Source organism: Variovorax sp. LjRoot175, assembly GCF_964253805.1.
Lineage (GTDB): Bacteria > Pseudomonadota > Gammaproteobacteria > Burkholderiales > Burkholderiaceae_C > Variovorax.
Map to the genome: position 1 here is coordinate 4,830,842 of NZ_CAXURY020000001.1, position 17,167 is coordinate 4,848,008.

12 protein-coding genes and 1 pseudogene are annotated in these 17,167 nt (G+C 66.0%); 8 read left to right on the forward strand and 5 right to left on the reverse strand.

Annotated features, from left to right (window positions below; translation table 11 throughout):
• Positions 1 to 70 precede the first annotated feature (70 nt).
• From ACSQ89_RS24040 to ACSQ89_RS24065, 6 genes are all read left to right on the forward strand, one after another.
• Positions 71 to 526, forward strand: coding sequence for a DUF2946 family protein (locus ACSQ89_RS24040; RefSeq protein WP_436293476.1), 456 nt, complete (start codon positions 71 to 73; stop codon positions 524 to 526).
• A gap of 107 nt (positions 527 to 633) precedes the next feature.
• Positions 634 to 1,875: a TolC family protein gene (locus ACSQ89_RS24045; RefSeq protein WP_436296542.1), complete on the forward strand. Its 1,242-nt coding sequence runs from the start codon at positions 634 to 636 to the stop codon at positions 1,873 to 1,875.
• An 18-nt stretch (positions 1,876 to 1,893) separates the two neighbouring features.
• Positions 1,894 to 2,448: a hypothetical protein gene (locus tag ACSQ89_RS24050; protein WP_436293474.1), complete on the forward strand. Its 555-nt coding sequence runs from the start codon at positions 1,894 to 1,896 to the stop codon at positions 2,446 to 2,448.
• A gap of 11 nt (positions 2,449 to 2,459) precedes the next feature.
• The gene (locus ACSQ89_RS24055) at positions 2,460 to 3,548 is read left to right on the forward strand and encodes an efflux RND transporter periplasmic adaptor subunit (RefSeq protein WP_436296630.1); all 1,089 of its coding nucleotides are present in this window, start codon (positions 2,460 to 2,462) and stop codon (positions 3,546 to 3,548) included.
• Positions 3,549 to 3,560: 12 nt separating this feature from the next.
• Positions 3,561 to 6,680, forward strand: coding sequence for an efflux RND transporter permease subunit (locus ACSQ89_RS24060; protein WP_436293472.1), 3,120 nt, complete (start codon positions 3,561 to 3,563; stop codon positions 6,678 to 6,680).
• Between the two features lie 54 nt (positions 6,681 to 6,734).
• The gene (locus ACSQ89_RS24065) at positions 6,735 to 7,100 is read left to right on the forward strand and encodes a hypothetical protein (RefSeq protein WP_436293471.1); all 366 of its coding nucleotides are present in this window, start codon (positions 6,735 to 6,737) and stop codon (positions 7,098 to 7,100) included.
• Here the strand turns inward: ACSQ89_RS24065 and ACSQ89_RS24070 are convergent.
• The 4 genes from ACSQ89_RS24070 to ACSQ89_RS24085 form a co-directional block, all read right to left on the reverse strand.
• Positions 7,087 to 10,263, reverse strand: a complete 3,177-nt coding sequence (locus ACSQ89_RS24070) for an efflux RND transporter permease subunit (protein ID WP_436293470.1) — start codon at positions 10,261 to 10,263, stop codon at positions 7,087 to 7,089. The two genes, ACSQ89_RS24065 and ACSQ89_RS24070, sit on opposite strands and share 14 nt — an antisense overlap.
• Positions 10,260 to 11,771 carry an efflux RND transporter periplasmic adaptor subunit gene (locus tag ACSQ89_RS24075; protein ID WP_436293469.1) on the reverse strand — a complete coding sequence of 504 codons (1,512 nt, stop codon included), beginning with the start codon at positions 11,769 to 11,771 and terminating at the stop codon, positions 10,260 to 10,262. The genes ACSQ89_RS24070 and ACSQ89_RS24075 overlap by 4 nt, the downstream gene beginning before the upstream one ends.
• Positions 11,768 to 12,970, reverse strand: a complete 1,203-nt coding sequence (locus ACSQ89_RS24080; RefSeq protein ID WP_436293468.1) for a TolC family protein — start codon at positions 12,968 to 12,970, stop codon at positions 11,768 to 11,770. The genes ACSQ89_RS24075 and ACSQ89_RS24080 overlap by 4 nt, the downstream gene beginning before the upstream one ends.
• Before the next feature lie 106 nt (positions 12,971 to 13,076).
• Positions 13,077 to 13,505, reverse strand: a complete 429-nt coding sequence (locus ACSQ89_RS24085) for a hypothetical protein (RefSeq protein ID WP_436293467.1) — start codon at positions 13,503 to 13,505, stop codon at positions 13,077 to 13,079.
• 86 nt (positions 13,506 to 13,591) lie between these two features.
• Here ACSQ89_RS24085 and ACSQ89_RS24090 point away from each other — a divergent pair.
• Positions 13,592 to 15,288, forward strand: a pseudogene (locus ACSQ89_RS24090) (methyl-accepting chemotaxis protein).
• A 16-nt stretch (positions 15,289 to 15,304) separates the two neighbouring features.
• Here the strand turns inward: ACSQ89_RS24090 and ACSQ89_RS24095 are convergent.
• Positions 15,305 to 16,246, reverse strand: coding sequence for a GlxA family transcriptional regulator (locus tag ACSQ89_RS24095; RefSeq protein WP_436293465.1), 942 nt, complete (start codon positions 16,244 to 16,246; stop codon positions 15,305 to 15,307).
• 105 nt (positions 16,247 to 16,351) lie between these two features.
• On the opposite strand from ACSQ89_RS24095, the gene ACSQ89_RS24100 reads away from it, so the two are divergent.
• Positions 16,352 to 17,164 carry an SDR family NAD(P)-dependent oxidoreductase gene (locus ACSQ89_RS24100; protein ID WP_436293464.1) on the forward strand — a complete coding sequence of 271 codons (813 nt, stop codon included), beginning with the start codon at positions 16,352 to 16,354 and terminating at the stop codon, positions 17,162 to 17,164.
• Positions 17,165 to 17,167: the final 3 nt, after the last annotated feature.

Genomic DNA, 17,167 nt, shown 5'->3' on the forward strand with positions numbered 1-17,167 from the left:
GCGAGCGGCGCCCAGTCATCGCGACGAATCCGTCCCAGGGGCCGATCGCTGTGCATCGCGGATAGCCCACTTGTCAACCAGTCTGTTCCGCAGTTTGCATATCGACGCTGACAACAACCCTTCGCGAACCGGCGCTATCGGCTGCTTTGCTAGACTCGCGCCCTTCATGCGCCGCATCCTCTACATCGTGTTGATGCTCCTGCTACCGCTCCAGTGGTCCTGGGCCTCGGCGGCAAGCGTCTGCGCGCATGAAGACCAGGGTCAGGCCACCCACTTCGGCCATCACGAGCACGCGCATCAGGGCGCGGCACATGCCGATGAGCAAAAGGGCGACAGCCAGGCGGGCTCGCTCGCGGACCACCCCGATTGCGGCGTCTGCCACGGGTTGAGCTCGGCCGTGATTCCCGCTTCGGACAACGGCACCAGGCCTCCCGCTTACCGCATCTTCTACGTGCCATACGCGTCAGCAGTGCCTGACCGCTTCGTCGAAACGCTCCTCAGACCGCCATTGACGCTCGTCAGCTGACAGGCTGACGAGGCGGTGTTTTCTTCGGCGCCCTCCGGGTGCGCCCGCCCCTCGTCGGGTTCATGAACCAGCGGGCACACGCGCCCGCCATCGCGACGAGATTTCACATGAGAAGAAGACGCTGGGATATTCCCGGTGCGCTGGCAGCTGCCTTTCTGGCCTGCGGATTGCCCGCGCAAGCGCAACTGCCGCCGACGGGTGGCGACACCATCAAGCAAGGCTTTGAAGCCGCATGGGCGCGTCAGCCCGAACAGCGCGCCGCAGCGTTGCGCCGCGACGCTGCAGTCGCCGGCGAGCGTGCGGCGCAGCGCTGGAGCCCAGAGCCGCCTGCCTTGGACTTGACCGCCAAGAGCGACCGGACAACAAACAACAGCGGTGCTCGCGAGTACGAAGCCACTGTCGCTGTGCCGCTATGGCTGCCACGCGAACGCTCGCGCTCGCTGGCAGCCGCCTCGGCCGAATCCGACGCAGTGGAGGCGCGGCTGCTCGCAACGCGGTGGCGACTGGCCGCCGAGGTCCGCGAAGCCCACTGGGCCCATCAGCGCGCTCGCCTCGAGCGTTCGCTGGCGCAGCAGCGCCTGGAGAATGCGCAGCAGCTTGCCGCGGACGTCGCTCGGCGCGTCAAGGCGGGCGACCTGGCGCGCTCCGATGGCCACCAAGCGGAGGGCGCGGTGGCTGCGGCCGACAGCGCGGTCGCCGAAGCGACCGTCGCGTTGTCGCAGGCGGCCCAACGCTGGATCTCCCTGACCGGCAAGGCAGCGCCTGCCAGGGATGAGGTCATATCTGAAGTAGCCCCGCCGGCGGCAATGCCCGATGCCACGCATCCAACCCTGCGGGAACTGGCGGCACGGGCCGACGTCGCACGGCGACAGGCTGAACTCGCCGGCGCACAGACACGCGCCAATCCCGAGTTGAGGCTCGGCGTCTCCAGGGAACGCGCAGAGCTCGGAGAGCGATACGCCCAAGCGCTCGTCGTCGATGTGCGCATTCCGCTCGGTTCTCACAGCCGCAGCGAATCGAAGATCGCGACCGCCGGTGCCGAACAGCTCGAAGCCGAGACCCAGCTTTCATTGGAGCAGGCGCGTATCGAGGCGGAGGTCCAAGCCGCAAGAGAGCGCGTCGCTGCGCTCACGACAGCGGTCGCGGCGGCGGAGCGTCGCAGTCGGCTTGCCGGCGAATCACGCGCCTTCTTCGCGAAGTCCTTCCGCCTCGGCGAAACGGACCTGCCAACCCGCCTGCGTGTCGAACAGGAGGCCACCGACGCCGAACGCCAGGCGACTCGCAGCCGCATCGAACTCGCAGCAGCCATCTCGCAATGGCGCCAATCGCTCGGCCTGTTGCCCGAGTAAGTCATGAAAGAACAAGCAATGAATCCAAGAAACATGCTGGCGGGCCTGGGCCTTGTGGCCGCCGTGTGCGCCATGCCGGCCCCGGCAGCCGACGAACACGGTCACGACCATGGCGCGCCAGACGCACCCAGCGGCCCGGCCTTGCCGCGCTTTTCGGCCGTCTCCGAAGTCTTCGAACTGGTGGGCGTGGTCAACGGCAAGCAGCTGACCGTCTACCTCGACAGCTTCGAGAACAACGCTCCCGTGAAAGATGCGAAGGTCGAGCTCGAAATCGGTGGCGCCAAGGTCGCGCTCCAACAGCACGCCGAAGGCCAGTACGAGGGCGCTCTTGCGCAAGAAATCAAGCCTGGCGTCATCGCGGTCACCGCCTCCATCGTGGCCGGCAAGGACGCCGACCTTCTGGCGGGAGAGCTGGACTTGCACGAGGAGGCTGCCGCTCACGACGCGCGCAAGCGCGGCTGGCCACAGTACGCGGCGTGGGCCACCGGCGCCGTTCTGGTACTCGCAGCGCTTGCCTGGCTCAGGCGACGCGCCGCCGGCGCTCAACGTGCGCGCGTGGGAGGTGAAGCGTGATTGCAAAGTTCATATTCGCTGCCCTTGTCGGCTGCGCCGCGTCCGCCTGGGCTGCAGACGAACATGGCCACAACCACGGTGAGTCCTCTCCGGCGGCAAGCTCGAACGGCCCCAGTCGGCAACCCGACGGCAGCGTCTTCCTTCCGAAGCCGGCGCAGCGGCAGCTCTCCGTGCGAACCGCAGTTGCCAAAACCGAGGAACTGGCGCGCACCGTCGAACTGGCTGGCAAGGTCACGATGGACCCGAACGCCGGGGGCAAGGTGCAAGCAACGACGGCCGGCCGCGTCGAGCCGGGTCCGCAAGGCTTGCCCACGGTCGGTCAGCCGGTTCGCAAAGGCGAGGTTCTGTCATACGTGGTTCCGTCCACGGCCCCGCTGGAGCGCTCGGTCCAATCCGCTCAACTGGCGGAACTGCGGTCCTCTCGGGCACTTGCTGAAAAGCGCCTGGCCAGGCTCAAGGAGCTGTCGGACACAGTCCCGCGAAAGGATATCGAAGCAGCCGAGGCAGAACTCGCCAGTCTGGGTGCGCGAGCCAGCGCCGTGAGTGCTGGCCTGACCGGACGGGAAGCACTGGTTGCACCGGTGGCCGGCGTCATTGCCTCGTCCCACGTGGTCGCAGGCCAGGTGGTCGATGCGAGAGAGCTCATCTATGACATCGTCGACCCCGGTCGGCTGAGCATCGAGGCGCTCTCCTTCGACGCCGAGCTCGGGGCGAATGTCGGAGGTGCAACGCTCGCCATCGGCAACGAGCGCGTATCGCTTCAGTTCCTCGGCGCCGCTCGCACGCTGCGCGAACAGGCGCTGCCGCTGAGTTTCACGGCCCGCGGCGCGGCGCTGGCCAAGCTGGCGGTCGGGCAACCCGTCAAGGTCTATGTGCAGACGCGGTCGAAGGTGGAAGGCATTGCCGTTCCGGCGGCCTCGCTGTTGAAGAACCCGTCGAACCAGACCATCGTGTGGGTCAAGACCGCGCCGGAGAAGTTCGAGCCGCGCGTCGTGAGCGCCCTGCCGCTCGACGGCGTGTCGGTAGCGGTCACTTCAGGCCTGAAGGCAGGCGACCGTGTGGCGACGCAAGGCGCAAGCCTCATCAACCAAGTCCGCTGACGGGAGCCACGCATGTTCAAGTGGCTACTGAGTAGCAGCCTGTCCAATCGGCTGCTGGTGCTGATCACGAGCGTCGTGTTGATGGCCTATGGTGCGTGGACCCTGTCGCGCACACCGGTGGATGTGTTTCCCGACCTCAACAAACCGACGGTCACCATCATGACCGAGGCGGGCGGCATGGCCGCCGAGGAGGTGGAACAGCTCATCACCTTCCCGCTTGAGACGACGATGAACGGATTGCCCGGCGTCGAGACCGTTCGCTCGGTGTCCTCGGCCGGGCTGTCGTTCCTCTATGTGACCTTTGGCTGGGATACCGAGATATTCCGCGCCAGGCAGATGGTATCGGAGCGCCTGGCGTCGATGGAAGAAGGCTTGGCGGCGGGTGTGGTGCCCCGGATGGGACCCATCAGTTCCATCATGGGCGAGATCATGCAGATCGCGATCCCGGTCGAGACCGCGAAGATCTCGCCGATGGCGGTGCGCGAGTACGCGGACTGGATACTCCGGCCTCGGTTGATGGCGATTCCCGGCGTTGCTCAGGTGATTCCCATCGGCGGCGAGGTACGGCAGTTCCAGGTACAGCCCAACACCACGCGCATGGCAGAGCTGGGCATCACGCACGATCAGCTGGAGGCCGCGCTCAAGGGCTTTTCATCCAACACCTCGGGCGGCTTCCTGGAGCTCAACGGCCGCGAATACCTCATCCGCCATCTGGGCCGCACCTCGCTGCTCGACGACCTCAAGAATCTGGCGCTCACGTCGCGCAATGGCCAGGCCATCCTGCTGCGCCAGATTGCAGACGTCAGCTTCGCTGCCGCGCTCAAGCGCGGCGACGCGGGCTTCGAGGGCAAGCCCGCCGTGATCCTGGGCATCCAGAAGCAGCCCACGGCGGACACCATTTCGCTCACCCAATCCATCGAGGCCGCCCTGGACGGCATGAAGGCGTCCCTGCCCGCAGGCATGGACGCGCCGAGAGTGACCTTCAGACAGGCCAGTTTCATCGAGGCTTCGATCGACAACCTCAAGTGGAAGCTCGTCGGGGCGTCGGTGTTCGTCGCGGTGATTCTGTACTTCTTCCTGGGCACGCTGCGGCCGACCGTCATCGCTCTCACCGCCATCCCGGTCTCGATCCTGATGGCGGCGCTGGTGTTCAGGTACTTCGGCCTCTCCATCAACACCATGACGCTGGGAGGCCTGGCCGTCGCGGTCGGCGGCCTGGTCGACGACGCGGTGGTCGGGCTGGAGAACGCCATCCGTCGCTTGAGGGAAGACCGGGCCAGGCATCCGGACCATCGGCTCAATCCAGTCGAAGTCGTTGCACGAGCCACCATGGAAGTTCGCTCATCCATCCTCTACGCCACCATCATCATCGTTCTCGTCTTTGTGCCGCTGTTCGCATTGCCGGGCATGGAAGGCAGGCTGTTCGTTCCGCTGGGCGTCGCGTTCATCGTCTCGACGCTCGCCAGCCTCGTCGTGTCGGTGACCGTGACGCCGGTGCTGTCGTACTACCTGCTGCCACGGATGAAGTCGCTCGACCATGGCGACACGAAACTATTGGCCTGGTTGAAGACGCGGTATGCGCGCGGCCTGCAGAAGGTGCTCGGCCAACCCAAGGGCGCCATCGCTGCCGGCTGCATCGCGGTGCTGGTGTCGCTCGCGGCGGTGCCCTTCTTCCCGACGACATTCCTGCCTCCCTTCAACGAGGGGACCTTGCTTGTCGGAATGCGCTTGAACCCCGGCGTCACGCTGGCCGAGACCGCGGCGCTGGCACGCCAGGCCGAAGTGCTGATCAAGCAGGTGCCTGAGGTGACGCACGTCGGGCGCCGAAGCGGGCGCGCCGAACTCGACGAGCATGCCGAGGGTGTGCACGTCAGCGAACTGGACGTGGGACTGAAGCCGCCGGGCGAGCTGACACGGTCGATGGGGGACATATCCGCCGATATTCGCGCTCGGCTTGTGAACCTGCCGGCCGCGATCGGCATCGGGCAGCCCATCTCGCACCGCATCGACCACATGCTTTCGGGCGTGCGCTCGCAGATTGCCATCAAGATCTTTGGTGAAGACCTGGACACGCTTCGCGGCCAGGCCGATGTGTTGCGCGCCAAGCTGGCGGCCATCCCGGGCATCGCCGACCTGGAGATCGAGAAGCAGGTCCTGGCGCCCCAGATCAAGGTCCGGGTGGACTATGCGGCCGCGGCGCAGTATGGCGTCCCGGCGCCCCAGATACTGAAGGCGCTGCAAAGCCTGGTGGAGGGCGAGAAGGTCACGCAGATCGTCGAGGGTGGCCGCCGTTTCGCGCTGGTCGTGAAGCTGCCGGAATCCGCACGCTCCGCAGAAGGGCTGCAGCATATCCTCATCGAGACGCCGTCCGGCCGTGTCCCGCTGTCGAAGCTTGCCTCCATCGAAGAAGGCGACGGCCCGAATCAAATCAGCCGCGACGACGGCAAGCGGCGCATCGTCCTGTCGGCCAACGCGCAGGGGCGCGCGCTTTCCGACATCGTGACGGACATGCGGCGCGTCGTGGCGCAGACCCGGCTGCCCGAAGGCTACTTCGTGACGCTCGGCGGCCAGTTCCAGGCGCAGGAAGAAGCTTCCCGGCTGGTCGGCCTGCTGTCGCTGGTTTCCCTGACCTTGATGTTCGTGGTGCTCTACAGCCGCTACCAGTCGACCAAGCTCTCGCTGCTCATCATGGCGAACATTCCGTTGGCCCTTGTGGGTGCGGTCGTGGGCTTGTGGCTCTCGGGCCAGCCGCTTTCCGTGGCGGCACTTGTGGGCTTCATCACGCTGGCTGGCATTTCGGTCCGCAACGGCATCCTGAAAGTCAGCCACTACGTCAATCTGATGCGTTTCGAAGGTGAAAGCTTCGACCAGAAGATGATTGTTCGCGGCTCGCTCGAGCGGCTGGCGCCGGTGCTGATGACTGCGCTCGTGACTGCATTTGCGCTGGCTCCGCTGCTGTTCGAAGCCGAGCAGCCGGGCACCGAGGTTCTTCATCCGGTCGCTGTCGTCATCTTTTCCGGCCTGATCAGTTCGACGCTCCTGGACACCTTCCTGACGCCGGCGATGTTCTGGCTCTTCGGCCGCAATGCTGCAGAGCGGCTTGCGGAGACCAAGGGCCAGGATGCTCTGTAACCGTCTTTATTCAACCAACCAAGAAAAGGATTCTTCATTAAAAAGCAAGCATGGATGGCCACCCTGGTCCTGGCTGTTGCCGGCGGCGCTTTTGCTGCGAGCGACCACAAACACGACGACCACACGCCGCGGCATGGCGGCCTGGTCGCTCCGGGGAAAGAAGCGGACTTCGAGCTGGTGGCCAAGCCCGACACGCTGCAGCTGTACCTCAGCGACCACGGCAAGCCGAGGGACCTTTCCAAGGCCTCGGCGAAAGTCACCTTGCTCGCAGGCGCCGAGAAGACGGAGGTCGAGCTCAAGCCCGCCGGCGACAAGCTGGAAGCCAAAGGCAGCTTCAAGGTGGCTGCCGGTACGAAGGCGGTGGCCGTGGTGACGAACTCGGGCAAGACCTTGGGGACGGCGCGCTTCACTCTGAAGTGATGGCGTTCTGCGCGGGATGGCTTGCGAACGCGGTCTCACGGCCGCCGGCTCGGCGCCGGTGCACCAGGTACCAGGCAGCCGGAATCACCAGCATGCTCAGCAGGGGAGCCGTCACCATGCCTCCCACCATGGGCGCAGCGATTCGAGTCATGACTTCCGAGCCGGTTCCGCTTCCCCACATGATGGGTAGCAAGCCCGCCATCACCACGGCCACTGTCATCGCCTTGGGACGAACGCGCAGCACCGCTCCCTCGCGGATGGCGGCAAGCAAGGTCTCGTCGTTCATCGGCGCTCCAGCCTCGATGCGTCGTGCAAGGGAATTCTTGAGGTAGATGAGCATGACGACGCCGAACTCGGCGGCCACGCCGGCGAGCGCGATGAATCCGACGGCCGTGGCTACCGAGATGGAGTGATCCAGCGCCCAGATCAGCCAGAACCCACCGATGAGCGAGAAGGGCACCGCCGCCATGACCAGCGCAGCATCACCGAAGGACCTGAACAGCAAGTACAGCAACATGAAGATGACCGCCAAGGTGGCAGGCACCACGAGTTTGAGCCGCTGCGTGGCGCGCTCCAGATACTCGAACTGCCCGGACCAGGACACGGCGTAGCCGGCAGGCATCGTTACCGATCTGGCCACCGCAGCCTGCATGTCATTGACGACGGACCTGAGGTCTCGGCCCCGGACATCCACATAGACCCAACCGGACAGGCGCGCGTTCTCGCTCCGCAGCATCGGCGGGCCTTCCTCGATGCTGACCTTCGCCACGTCCTGCAGGAGCAACTGCGCACCCTTGTCTGTCACGAAGGGCAGCTCTCGCAGGCGCTGCAGCGAGTCGCGGATCTCTCGGGGGTAGCGGACATTGATGGGATAGCGTTCCCGGCCCTGGATCACTTCGCCGACGTTGTCGCCGCCGACAGCGGTCGAGACGATGGCCTGAACGTCTGCCACGGAAAGTCCGTAGCGAGCTGCGGCGAGCCGGTCCACGTCGACATCGATGTACCGGCCGCCAGTCAGTCGCTCGGCCAATGCCGAGGACACGCCTGGGACGGCCCTGACTGCGGCTTCAATTTCCGTCGTCAGGCGATCGATGGTGGCCAGGTCCGCACCGGCCACCTTGATGCCGACAGGGCTCTTGATGCCGGTTGCCAGCATGTCGATGCGGTTGCGAATGGGTGGCACCCAGACATTGGTCAGTCCGGGCACCTTCACGACGCGGTCCAGTTCTTCGACCAGCTTGTCGGGCGTCATGCCGGGTCGCCACTGTTCGCGCGGCTTGAACTGGATGGTCGTCTCGAACATCTCGAGCGGAGCCGGGTCGGTCGCGGTGTCGGCGCGACCGGCCTTCCCGAAGACGCGTTCGACCTCAGGCACCGTCTTGATGAGGCGGTCCGTCTGCTGCAGGAGTTCCGACGCTTTGGAAACTGAAAGTCCCGGGAAGGCTGACGGCATGTAGAGCAGGTCCCCCTCGTCCAGCGGCGGCATGAACTCGCCGCCGAGGCGCATGGCGGGTATGGCCGTCAGGGCCAGCAACAGCGCCGCGACCACCAGCGTGGCTTTGGGAAAGCGAAGCACCGCTTCAAGCGCGGGTCGATATGCCGCCATGAGGAAGCGGTTCACGGGGTTCGCCGACTCGTGAGGGATGCGCCCGCGGATGAGGTAGCCCATCAGCACAGGTACCAGCGTCACCGACAAGCCGGCCGCCGCCGCCATCGCATAGGTCTTCGTGAACGCCAATGGCGAGAAGAGGCGGCCCTCCTGCGCTTCGAGTGAGAACACGGGCACGAAGGAAAGCGCGATGATGACCAGCGAAAAGAAGAGAGCCGGACCGACCTCGATGGACGCCGAGCCGACCAGTTGCCATCGCTCAGACGTCGTCGGATTCCTGCCATGCTTCGACTCGAATGCCTCAAGGTGCTTGTGGACGTTCTCGACCATCACGATGGCTCCGTCGACCATCGCCCCGATGCTGATGGCGATGCCCCCGAGCGACATGATGTTGGCGTTGACACCTTGCCAATGCATGACGATGAACGCGGCGAGCACGCCAATCGGAAGCGCGACCACCGCTACGAGCGCCGAGCGCAGGTGGAACAGGAAGACGGCGCACACGACCGCCACGACGGCGAACTCTTCCAGCAGCTTGAAGCGCAGGTTCTCGACGGCGCGGTCGATGAGCAGGGACCGGTCGTACGTCGGCACCACCTCGACGCCGGCCGGGAGGCTCGGCTTGAGCGTCTCGAGCTTCGCCTTGACGGCCTCGATGGTCGTGCGCGCGTTCTTGCCCGAGCGCATGACGACCACACCACCTGTGACCTCCCCCTGGCCGTCCAGCTCGGCAATGCCGCGGCGCATCTCCGGCCCAATCTGCACCGTGGCCACGTCGCGCAAGAGCACCGGGGTCGTGCCCAAAACTGCGAGCGGAATCGTGCGGAAGTCGCTCAGCGACTTCAGGTAGCCGCGCGAGCGCACCATGTACTCGGTTTCTGCAAGCTCCACGACCGAGCCGCCCGACGCCTGGTTGGCTTTCTGCAAGGCAGCGACGACCGTCGCTTGCGTGATGCCAAGGGCACGCATGCGGTCGGGGTCGAGCACCACCTGGTACTGCCGCACCATGCCACCGATGCTCGCGACCTCGGCCACGTCCGGGATGGTCTTCAGCTCGAACTTCAGGAACCAGTCGTTGAACGCACGCAGCTGTCCGATGTCATGCTTGCCCGAGCGGTCCACGAGCGCGTATTCGTAAACCCATCCGACCCCCGTTGCATCGGATCCCAGAGACGCATTCGCCCCTGCGGGCAACCTGCTCTGTACCTGGTTGAGGTACTCCACGACGCGCGAGCGGGCCCAGTACGGGTCCGTCTTGTCGTCGAAGAGCACGTAGACGAACGAGTCTCCGAAGAAGGAGTAGCCGCGAACGGTCCTGGCGCCCGGCACGCTGAGCATCGTCGTCGTCAGCGGGTAGGTGACGAGGTCCTCCACCACCTGCGGTGCCTTGCCGGGAAATGGCGTCCGGATGATGACCTGTACGTCCGACAGGTCCGGCAATGCGTCCACCGGTATGCGAGCAGCCGACCAGACACCGGCGACCGTCAGGAACAGCGTGGCGACGAGCACCAGGAATCGATTGCCGATCGACCATCGAATGAGCGCGGCAATCATTTCTTCATGCCCGGTTGTGCGCGCTGCACCGAGAGCAGCTCATAGCCCATGGGCCCGCCCTCCTTGAACTCGAATCGGACGGCATCGCCTCGCCTCACGTCCGCGAACGCCTGGGGATTCGGCTTGGAGAAGCCCATCGTCATGGCCGGCCAGTTGAGGGACGGCACGGGGCCATGGGAGATCGTGATGGCGTCCGGTTCAACGCTCTCGACCTTGCCGTCCGCCACGTGGGTCTGGGATGCTTTCCCACCCGGCGATGGGGCGGTGGATGCGGGCGGCGCGGCAGGTGCCGACATGCTCCCCAGCACCGAGCGCAGCCGGGCCTCGGAGTCGATCAGGAACTGGCCGCTCGCGACCACCTGGTCCCCTTCGTTCAGCCCCTGGACGACCTCGACATCGTCACCCAGGTCCAAGCCGAGTGCTACGTCGCGCGGTTCGAATGCACCGCCGTCCTTGCGGACGATGACGACCGCGCGCTTGCCCGTGCGGATGACCGCCTCGGCCGGTACGACCAGCCGGATACTCGTCGGTCCCGCCACCTGCAGACGCAGCAGCATGCCGGGCGTGAGCTTGCCGTCCTTGTTGTCGACCTCGAAGCGCGCCTTCAGCGTGCGCGTGTTCGCATTGAGCTCTGGAAGTATTTCCTTGAGCTCGCCCTCGAAGGTTTGAGTGGCATCCGCCTGAAGCGCCGCCTTGACCTTCTGACCGCGGGTCAAGCGCACCGCCTGAGCTTCCGGAACCTCGGCCACGGCCCAGACCTTCTCGAGGCCTGCGATGCGGAACAAGGTCATGCCGGGCGTGACGGCAACGCCTTCCCGGACACCCAGTTCGGCGACGACCCCGCCTGTTGGCGCGCTCAGGTTGAAGCGCGCCTGCGCGGCCCCGATCTCTTCGCTCTGGCGAATGAGCTCAGCCGGAATCGACATGGCACGCATCCGTTCACGCGCTGCAGCGATGAGGTCGGGCGCGACCCCGGCGCGCTTGAGCGCAAGCAGCTCGTTCTGCGGCCCGAGCCAGTCCGGCGCGAAGATGGTGGCCAAGGCCTGGCCTTTGCGCACGCGCTCCATCGGGGCCCGCACAGCCAGGCGTTCGACGTATCCCGCGACCCGCGTCTGGACGGCCACGTTCAAGCGCTCGTCGAACTGCACCGCACCTATGGCGTCGAACGAACTCGAGGTCTCTGCACGTCGCACGGTGGCGTAGCGGATGCCCAGGTTCTGTTGCACAGTGGGGCTCACTTTGACGCCAGAGGTGCTTTGGTCACTGTCGGCGTAGACCGGAACGAGCTGCATGTTCATGAACGGCGACTTGCCCGGCTTGTCGAAGCGCGGGCCCGGAACCATCGGGTCGTGCCAGTAGAGGACCTTGCGGCCGTCCGGGGACGAAGCGGCGCCGCTTGCTTCGGCACTCATGCCTTCGTTGCTCGTGTGCCGTCCCAGGAAGAAGCCGGCGCCGGCGAGGACCGCACCGGCGACGATGAGAAGCGCGGTGACGCGAGTGCCTTTCATTGGTCGGCTCCTTGTGCGAGTGGCTTGAATGCAAGCTGCGCTTGAGCCTTGGCGAGGTCGCGTTGAAGTGCCAGGAGCTTCCGCTGTGCTTCCACTTCGGCGTGCCTCGCCTCGAACAGCGTCATGAGCGTGCTCTGATTCGATCGATATGCGGCAGTGGCCACGGTGGTCCGTTGCCGGGCTGGGGTCACGACGCCGGTGCGATATCGCTCGATGCGTTCGAGCAGCCGTTGGGCGTCGCTGGCAAGCGTTCGGTATTCGGCGGTGGCTGCGCGGGTGGCCTCGGAAAGCTCTGCCTCGGCCTTGTCGGCCAGCGCGAGCTTCGCTGCGGTCTCTCGGTCCTGGCGCTCCGAAGGGGCCACTCGAAGCGGAATGCTCACTCCGAACGACACCATGTCCGAGTAGCCGGTGCGCTGTCCATAGGAAAGCTCCCAGGTCCAGTTGGGCTTGCGCTCCGAGGTGGCGACGGCGGCAACCTGCTTGGCCACTTCGATGTCGAGCTGCTTCGTCACGACAGTCGGATGCCCTGCGACGTACGCTTGCTCCGTAGGCAATGACAGCGCGTTCACGGGTGCCAACTCGTCGCCCTGGGTGCCGATCCAACGCTGCAACGACAGCTTGGCCACGCCTTGCTGCTGGCGCACTTCGGCCGATTCGTCCTCCGCCGTACCTCGCGCGCCGGTCAGAGCAAGCACTTCCTGGCTGCTGCCCGCTGAGGACGCCAAGCGGGCACGCGCCGCCTCCAACTCCTCATGCGCGTGATGCTCCATGAGCGTCGTCAGCTTCTGCGCCTCGCCGGCGTAGAAAGCGTCGAGGTAGGCGAGCGCGGTGTTCAGCCGGGTTTCGGCGACTGCTGTCCGAGACTGGATTCCTTCGCGGGCGACGGCGGCCTCGGCCGCCGCCTGACGAGCGGCTCGCTTGTCGCTCGACAGCCATTCCTGGCTGATGCCGACGCGCTTCATCGTCATCGAATCGCGCGCAGTGCTGAACCGGTCGCCCCCGGTCACCGGCAGGTTGTCGACGCCGGCGCGCAGCATCGGGTCCGGAAGCTGGCCGGCCGCTCGGGCGGTCTCCGACGCGCTCGTCACCCCAGCTCGCGCGGCGCGAGCGGATTCGGAGCGTTTGACGGCCAGGTCGAGCGCCGTCTCGAGGGTCAGAGGTGCTGCCGCTACCAGGCAGGGAAGCAGTGCGGCGGCCAAGGCGGCTGCGTGCAGGAGGTGGGATGGCATGAAAACTCCGAAGACGAATGAGGCATCAGCTGGCGAGCGGACGAGCCGCACCAGCGCCGGTCAGTCGACGGAGATTTCAGACTCGGAGTCTGCGAGTGGAAAGAAAAACGGGGTCGGGCGGAGGTCGGACCTCCGGTGTCGCTGCGACGGGAATCGCCGCCGCGAGCTGTGCCTCCATCACAACAGGCACGACCAGCACCTGCACGATGGCCGGGAGCGACGGGGTGGCCAGCTTCACCGGCTCGAACGACAGCGACATGTCGGCTGCGTGCTGGTGGCAGAGCACCGGCTGCGCCGAATCCATGCCTTCACAGGGTTCGCCTGCGGCCATCATTTCCGCCATCGCGACTGCGTCCGCGGCGCCAGGGCAGACGTAGTTCGCGAGCGCCAGCTGTGAGAACAGCAGCGACAGGACCACGAAGAACGCGGTCATGCGGCGATGGAACGAGCGGCGGCACATAACTGCAGAGAGTTTAGCGATGTGGCTTTGGTCGCGCTCGAACATGCGGGTCTTCCCTTAATTTTTCAGACCGACTGCCGATACAGGTCTGTCTTTTCTCTTTTTGACCTTCTCGTCTTCCGGAGCCTCCCATGTTTCTGAGCAATATCTCGATAGCCAAGCGATTGGCCATCGTGTTGGGCGTGATCCTCGCCTTTTTCCTGGCAAGCAGCGTGATTGCGGCATTGAAGCTGCGGCAGCTGGGCATCGAGATCACCGGCATGGTCCAGGACAACGTCAGGACCGAACGCGCCGGCGCCGACTGGCTGCGCCACACCACATCGGGCGTGCAGCGGGCTGCGGCCATCGCCAAGAGCAGCGACGCCAGCCTGATCGCCTACTTCGCACCCGCCACCGCGGCGTCGATCAAGGAAACCAACGAGCTGCAGAAGTTCATCGAAGGACAGATGGTCAAGCCCGAGGAACGCGAGCTGTTCCAGAAGGTGGCGAACTGCGCAAGGACTACCTCGCTGCGCGCGAGGAAGTCAGCAAGCTCAAGCTGGCCGGCGACCTCGAAGGTGCCGGCCGTGTTTTCAGCGCGCGCTTCGAACCGACCTCGGTCAGCTACCTGGCGGGCGTGAAGCAGATGGTCGACCTGCAGCGTGCAGGGCTCGATGCCGCGGCGCAACGTGCCGAGGGCCTGCGCGCCCAGACCACGATGCTGCTGATCGTCTGCTCCACGCTGTCGCTGATCTTCGGTACTTTGCTGGCCTGGTTCCTGGCGCGCAGCATCACGCACCCGCTGCGCCGGGCGGAGACGATGGCCCGGTCGATCGCCGACATGGACCTGACCGGTGCGCCGCAGGCAAGCTATGCCAACGACGAGACCGGCCGCCTTCTACGCGCCATCGACATGATGCGCACGGCATTGCAGAAGTCGCTGCAGCAGGTGCAAGGCGTGGTGGTGAATGTCTCGACGGCCTCGAGCCAGATTGCTTCGGGCAACCAGGATCTTTCTTCGCGCACCGAGGAGCAAGCCAGCTCGCTGCAACAGACCGCGGCGTCGATGGAGGAACTGACCTCCACCGTCAAGCAGAACGCGGACAACGCGCGCCAGGCCAATCAACTGGCGCTCTCGGCCTCCGAGGTGGCGGTCAAGGGCGGCGACGTGGTCAACCAGGTGGTCGACACCATGGCCTCGATCAATGCCTCCTCCAAGAAGATCGTCGACATCATCGGCGTGATCGACGGCATTGCCTTCCAGACCAACATCCTCGCGTTGAACGCGGCGGTCGAGGCGGCGCGTGCCGGCGAGCAGGGCCGTGGCTTTGCGGTGGTGGCTTCCGAAGTGCGCAACCTCGCGCAACGCTCGGCCGCGGCGGCCAAGGAAATCAAGGGCCTGATCGACGACTCGGTGGGCAAGGTCGATGCCGGTAGCCAGCTCGTCGGCGAAGCCGGCAAGACCATGGAAGAGATCGTGGGCAGCGTGAAGCGGGTGACCGACATCATCGGCGAGATCACGGCAGCGAGCCACGAGCAGACGCAGGGCATCGAGCAGATCAACCAGGCGATCACGCAGATGGACCAGGTGACGCAGCAGAACGCGGCGCTGGTCGAAGAGGCTGCGGCTGCGGCGCAGTCGCTTCAGGAGCAGGCCGGCAGCCTGTCGCAGGCCGTCAGCGTGTTCAAGCTCGACGGGCAGCAGCAAGTCATCCGGCCCGTGGTTCCCCTCCCGCGCAAGGCAGCAGCGCAACCGGCCCGGGCCCGGCAAGCCATCGCGACACCGCAACGCAAGCAGCTCACGGCAGTGGGCACGGCCGCCGGCGACGGAGACTGGGAAACGTTCTGAGTTTTGCCCCAGGCCTTCAGGCCGCCACCTGCAGCCGCGCCGCCCGCTTGAGCGCCTGCGGCGGCTGCCCGAAGGCGCGATGGAATGCGCGGCGCATGCGTTCCGGATCGGCGAATCCCGCCTTTTCCGCGACCCGGTCGATCGAGTGCCCGTCCTCGATCAGCGCGCGGGCGGTTTCCACGCGCAGCTTCTCGATCGCGCGGGCCGGCGACTGGCCCGTCTCGGCGAGGAAGGCGCGGCTGAACTGCCGCGGGCTCAGATGGGCCACGTCCGCCAGCTGTTCGACCGACAGCGCGAGATGCAGGTTCTTCTTGGCGTAGTTCAACGCGTCGTGGATGCGCTCCGATCTCGGCTCGAGTTCGAGGAAGGCGGAGAACTGCGACTGCCCGCCGGTGCGGTGCGAGTGGACGACGAGCTTGCGCGCCACCGCGCGTGAGACCTCGGTGCCGAGATCGCCTTCGACCAGCGCCAGCGAGAGATCGATGCAGGCCGTCATGCCGGCCGATGTCCACACCGTGCCGTCGACGATGTAGATGCAGTCCTCCTCCACTTTCACGTGCGGGAAATTTCGCTGCAGCTCCCGCGCGAAGTGCCAGTGCGTGGTCGCGCGCCGGCCGTCGAGCAGCCCGGCCTCGGCCAGCACGAAGGCGCCGGTGCAGATGCTGCCGACGCGGCGCGACTTCTTCGCCGCGTCGCGCAGGAAGGCCAGCAGTGCCGGCGACGAGGGCGCGATGTCCATGGTGCCGGCGACCAGCAACGTGTCGAACTTCGCGCTGCCGAAGGCACGGGTCTCGACCTGCACGCCGGAGGAGCTCTTCACCGGCCCGCCCTCTTCCGACACCACCTCCAAGGCGTACGCAGGCCTGGTCGCGGCCGCGTTGGCGAGCTCGAAGACCGAGACCACCACCATGTCCAGGATCTGGAAGCCCGGAAAAACCAGCAATCCGACGCGTTTCATCACTTTGTCCTAAAACGAGGGAAACACAACTTTTAAGTCGCAGGTCTGCGACCTAATGTTCGTCTTGTCAATCCGCCGTTTTTTCGAACCCCAAGGACACACATCATGAGCAAGCAGGCATCCCAAAGCACCGCGCTGATCACCGGCGCGTCATCCGGCATCGGCGCGGTCTACGCCGACAGGCTCGCGCGGCGCGGCCACGACCTCATCCTCGTGGCGCGCAATCGCTCGCGGCTCGACGCGCTCGCCGAAAGGCTGGGGCGCGAGACCGGGCGCCGCGTCGAGGTCATGGTCGCCGACCTGGGCGCAGCGGCCGACCAGCGGCGTGTCGAGGAACGCCTGCGCACCGATCCCTCGATCACCATGCTGGTCAACAACGCCGGCATCGGCGCCACCGCATCGCTGATCGAGTCCGACCCGGACGAGCTGGAGATGATGATCCGGTTGAACGTGATTGCGCTCACCCGCATGGCGCGCGCCGCCGCGCCCGCGTTCGTTGCGCGCGGCAGCGGCACGGTGATCAACATCGCGTCGATCGTCGCGCTGTCGCCGGAGCTGCTGAACGGCAGCTACAGCGGGACCAAGGCCTATGTGCTCAACCTCAGCCAGTCCCTGCACCACGAGCTGGGCGACAAGGGCGTGCAGGTGCAGGCCGTCCTGCCCGGCGCGATCCGCACCGAGTTCTGGGACGTGGCGGGCATGCCGGTGTCGAACCTGCCGCAGGAGATGGTGATGTCGGCCGACGACCTGGTCGATGCGGCACTGGCCGGCCTCGATGCGCGCGAGCTGGTGACGATCCCCTCGCTGCCGGATGCCGGCGACTGGCAGCGCCTCGAGGCGGCGCGGCGCGAAATGGTGCCGAAGCTCTCGCGCGCGCGGCCGGCCGAACGCTACACCGCCGGGCAGACGGCAGCGTGAGCG

Excerpts from the sequence above, each read along its gene's own strand:
- ACSQ89_RS24060 (WP_436293472.1), top strand. The coding sequence starts at position 3,561 with ATGTTCAAGTGGCTACTGAGTAGCAGCCTGTCCAATCGGCTGCTGGTG.
- ACSQ89_RS24045 (WP_436296542.1), top strand. The coding sequence starts at position 634 with ATGAGAAGAAGACGCTGGGATATTCCCGGTGCGCTGGCAGCTGCCTTT.
- ACSQ89_RS24085 (WP_436293467.1), bottom strand. The coding sequence starts at position 13,505 with ATGTTCGAGCGCGACCAAAGCCACATCGCTAAACTCTCTGCAGTTATG.
- ACSQ89_RS24050 (WP_436293474.1), top strand. The coding sequence starts at position 1,894 with ATGAATCCAAGAAACATGCTGGCGGGCCTGGGCCTTGTGGCCGCCGTG.
- ACSQ89_RS24070 (WP_436293470.1), bottom strand. The coding sequence starts at position 10,263 with ATGATTGCCGCGCTCATTCGATGGTCGATCGGCAATCGATTCCTGGTG.
- ACSQ89_RS24095 (WP_436293465.1), bottom strand. The coding sequence starts at position 16,246 with ATGAAACGCGTCGGATTGCTGGTTTTTCCGGGCTTCCAGATCCTGGAC.
- ACSQ89_RS24065 (WP_436293471.1), top strand. The coding sequence starts at position 6,735 with ATGGCCACCCTGGTCCTGGCTGTTGCCGGCGGCGCTTTTGCTGCGAGC.
- ACSQ89_RS24100 (WP_436293464.1), top strand. The coding sequence starts at position 16,352 with ATGAGCAAGCAGGCATCCCAAAGCACCGCGCTGATCACCGGCGCGTCA.
- ACSQ89_RS24075 (WP_436293469.1), bottom strand. The coding sequence starts at position 11,771 with ATGAAAGGCACTCGCGTCACCGCGCTTCTCATCGTCGCCGGTGCGGTC.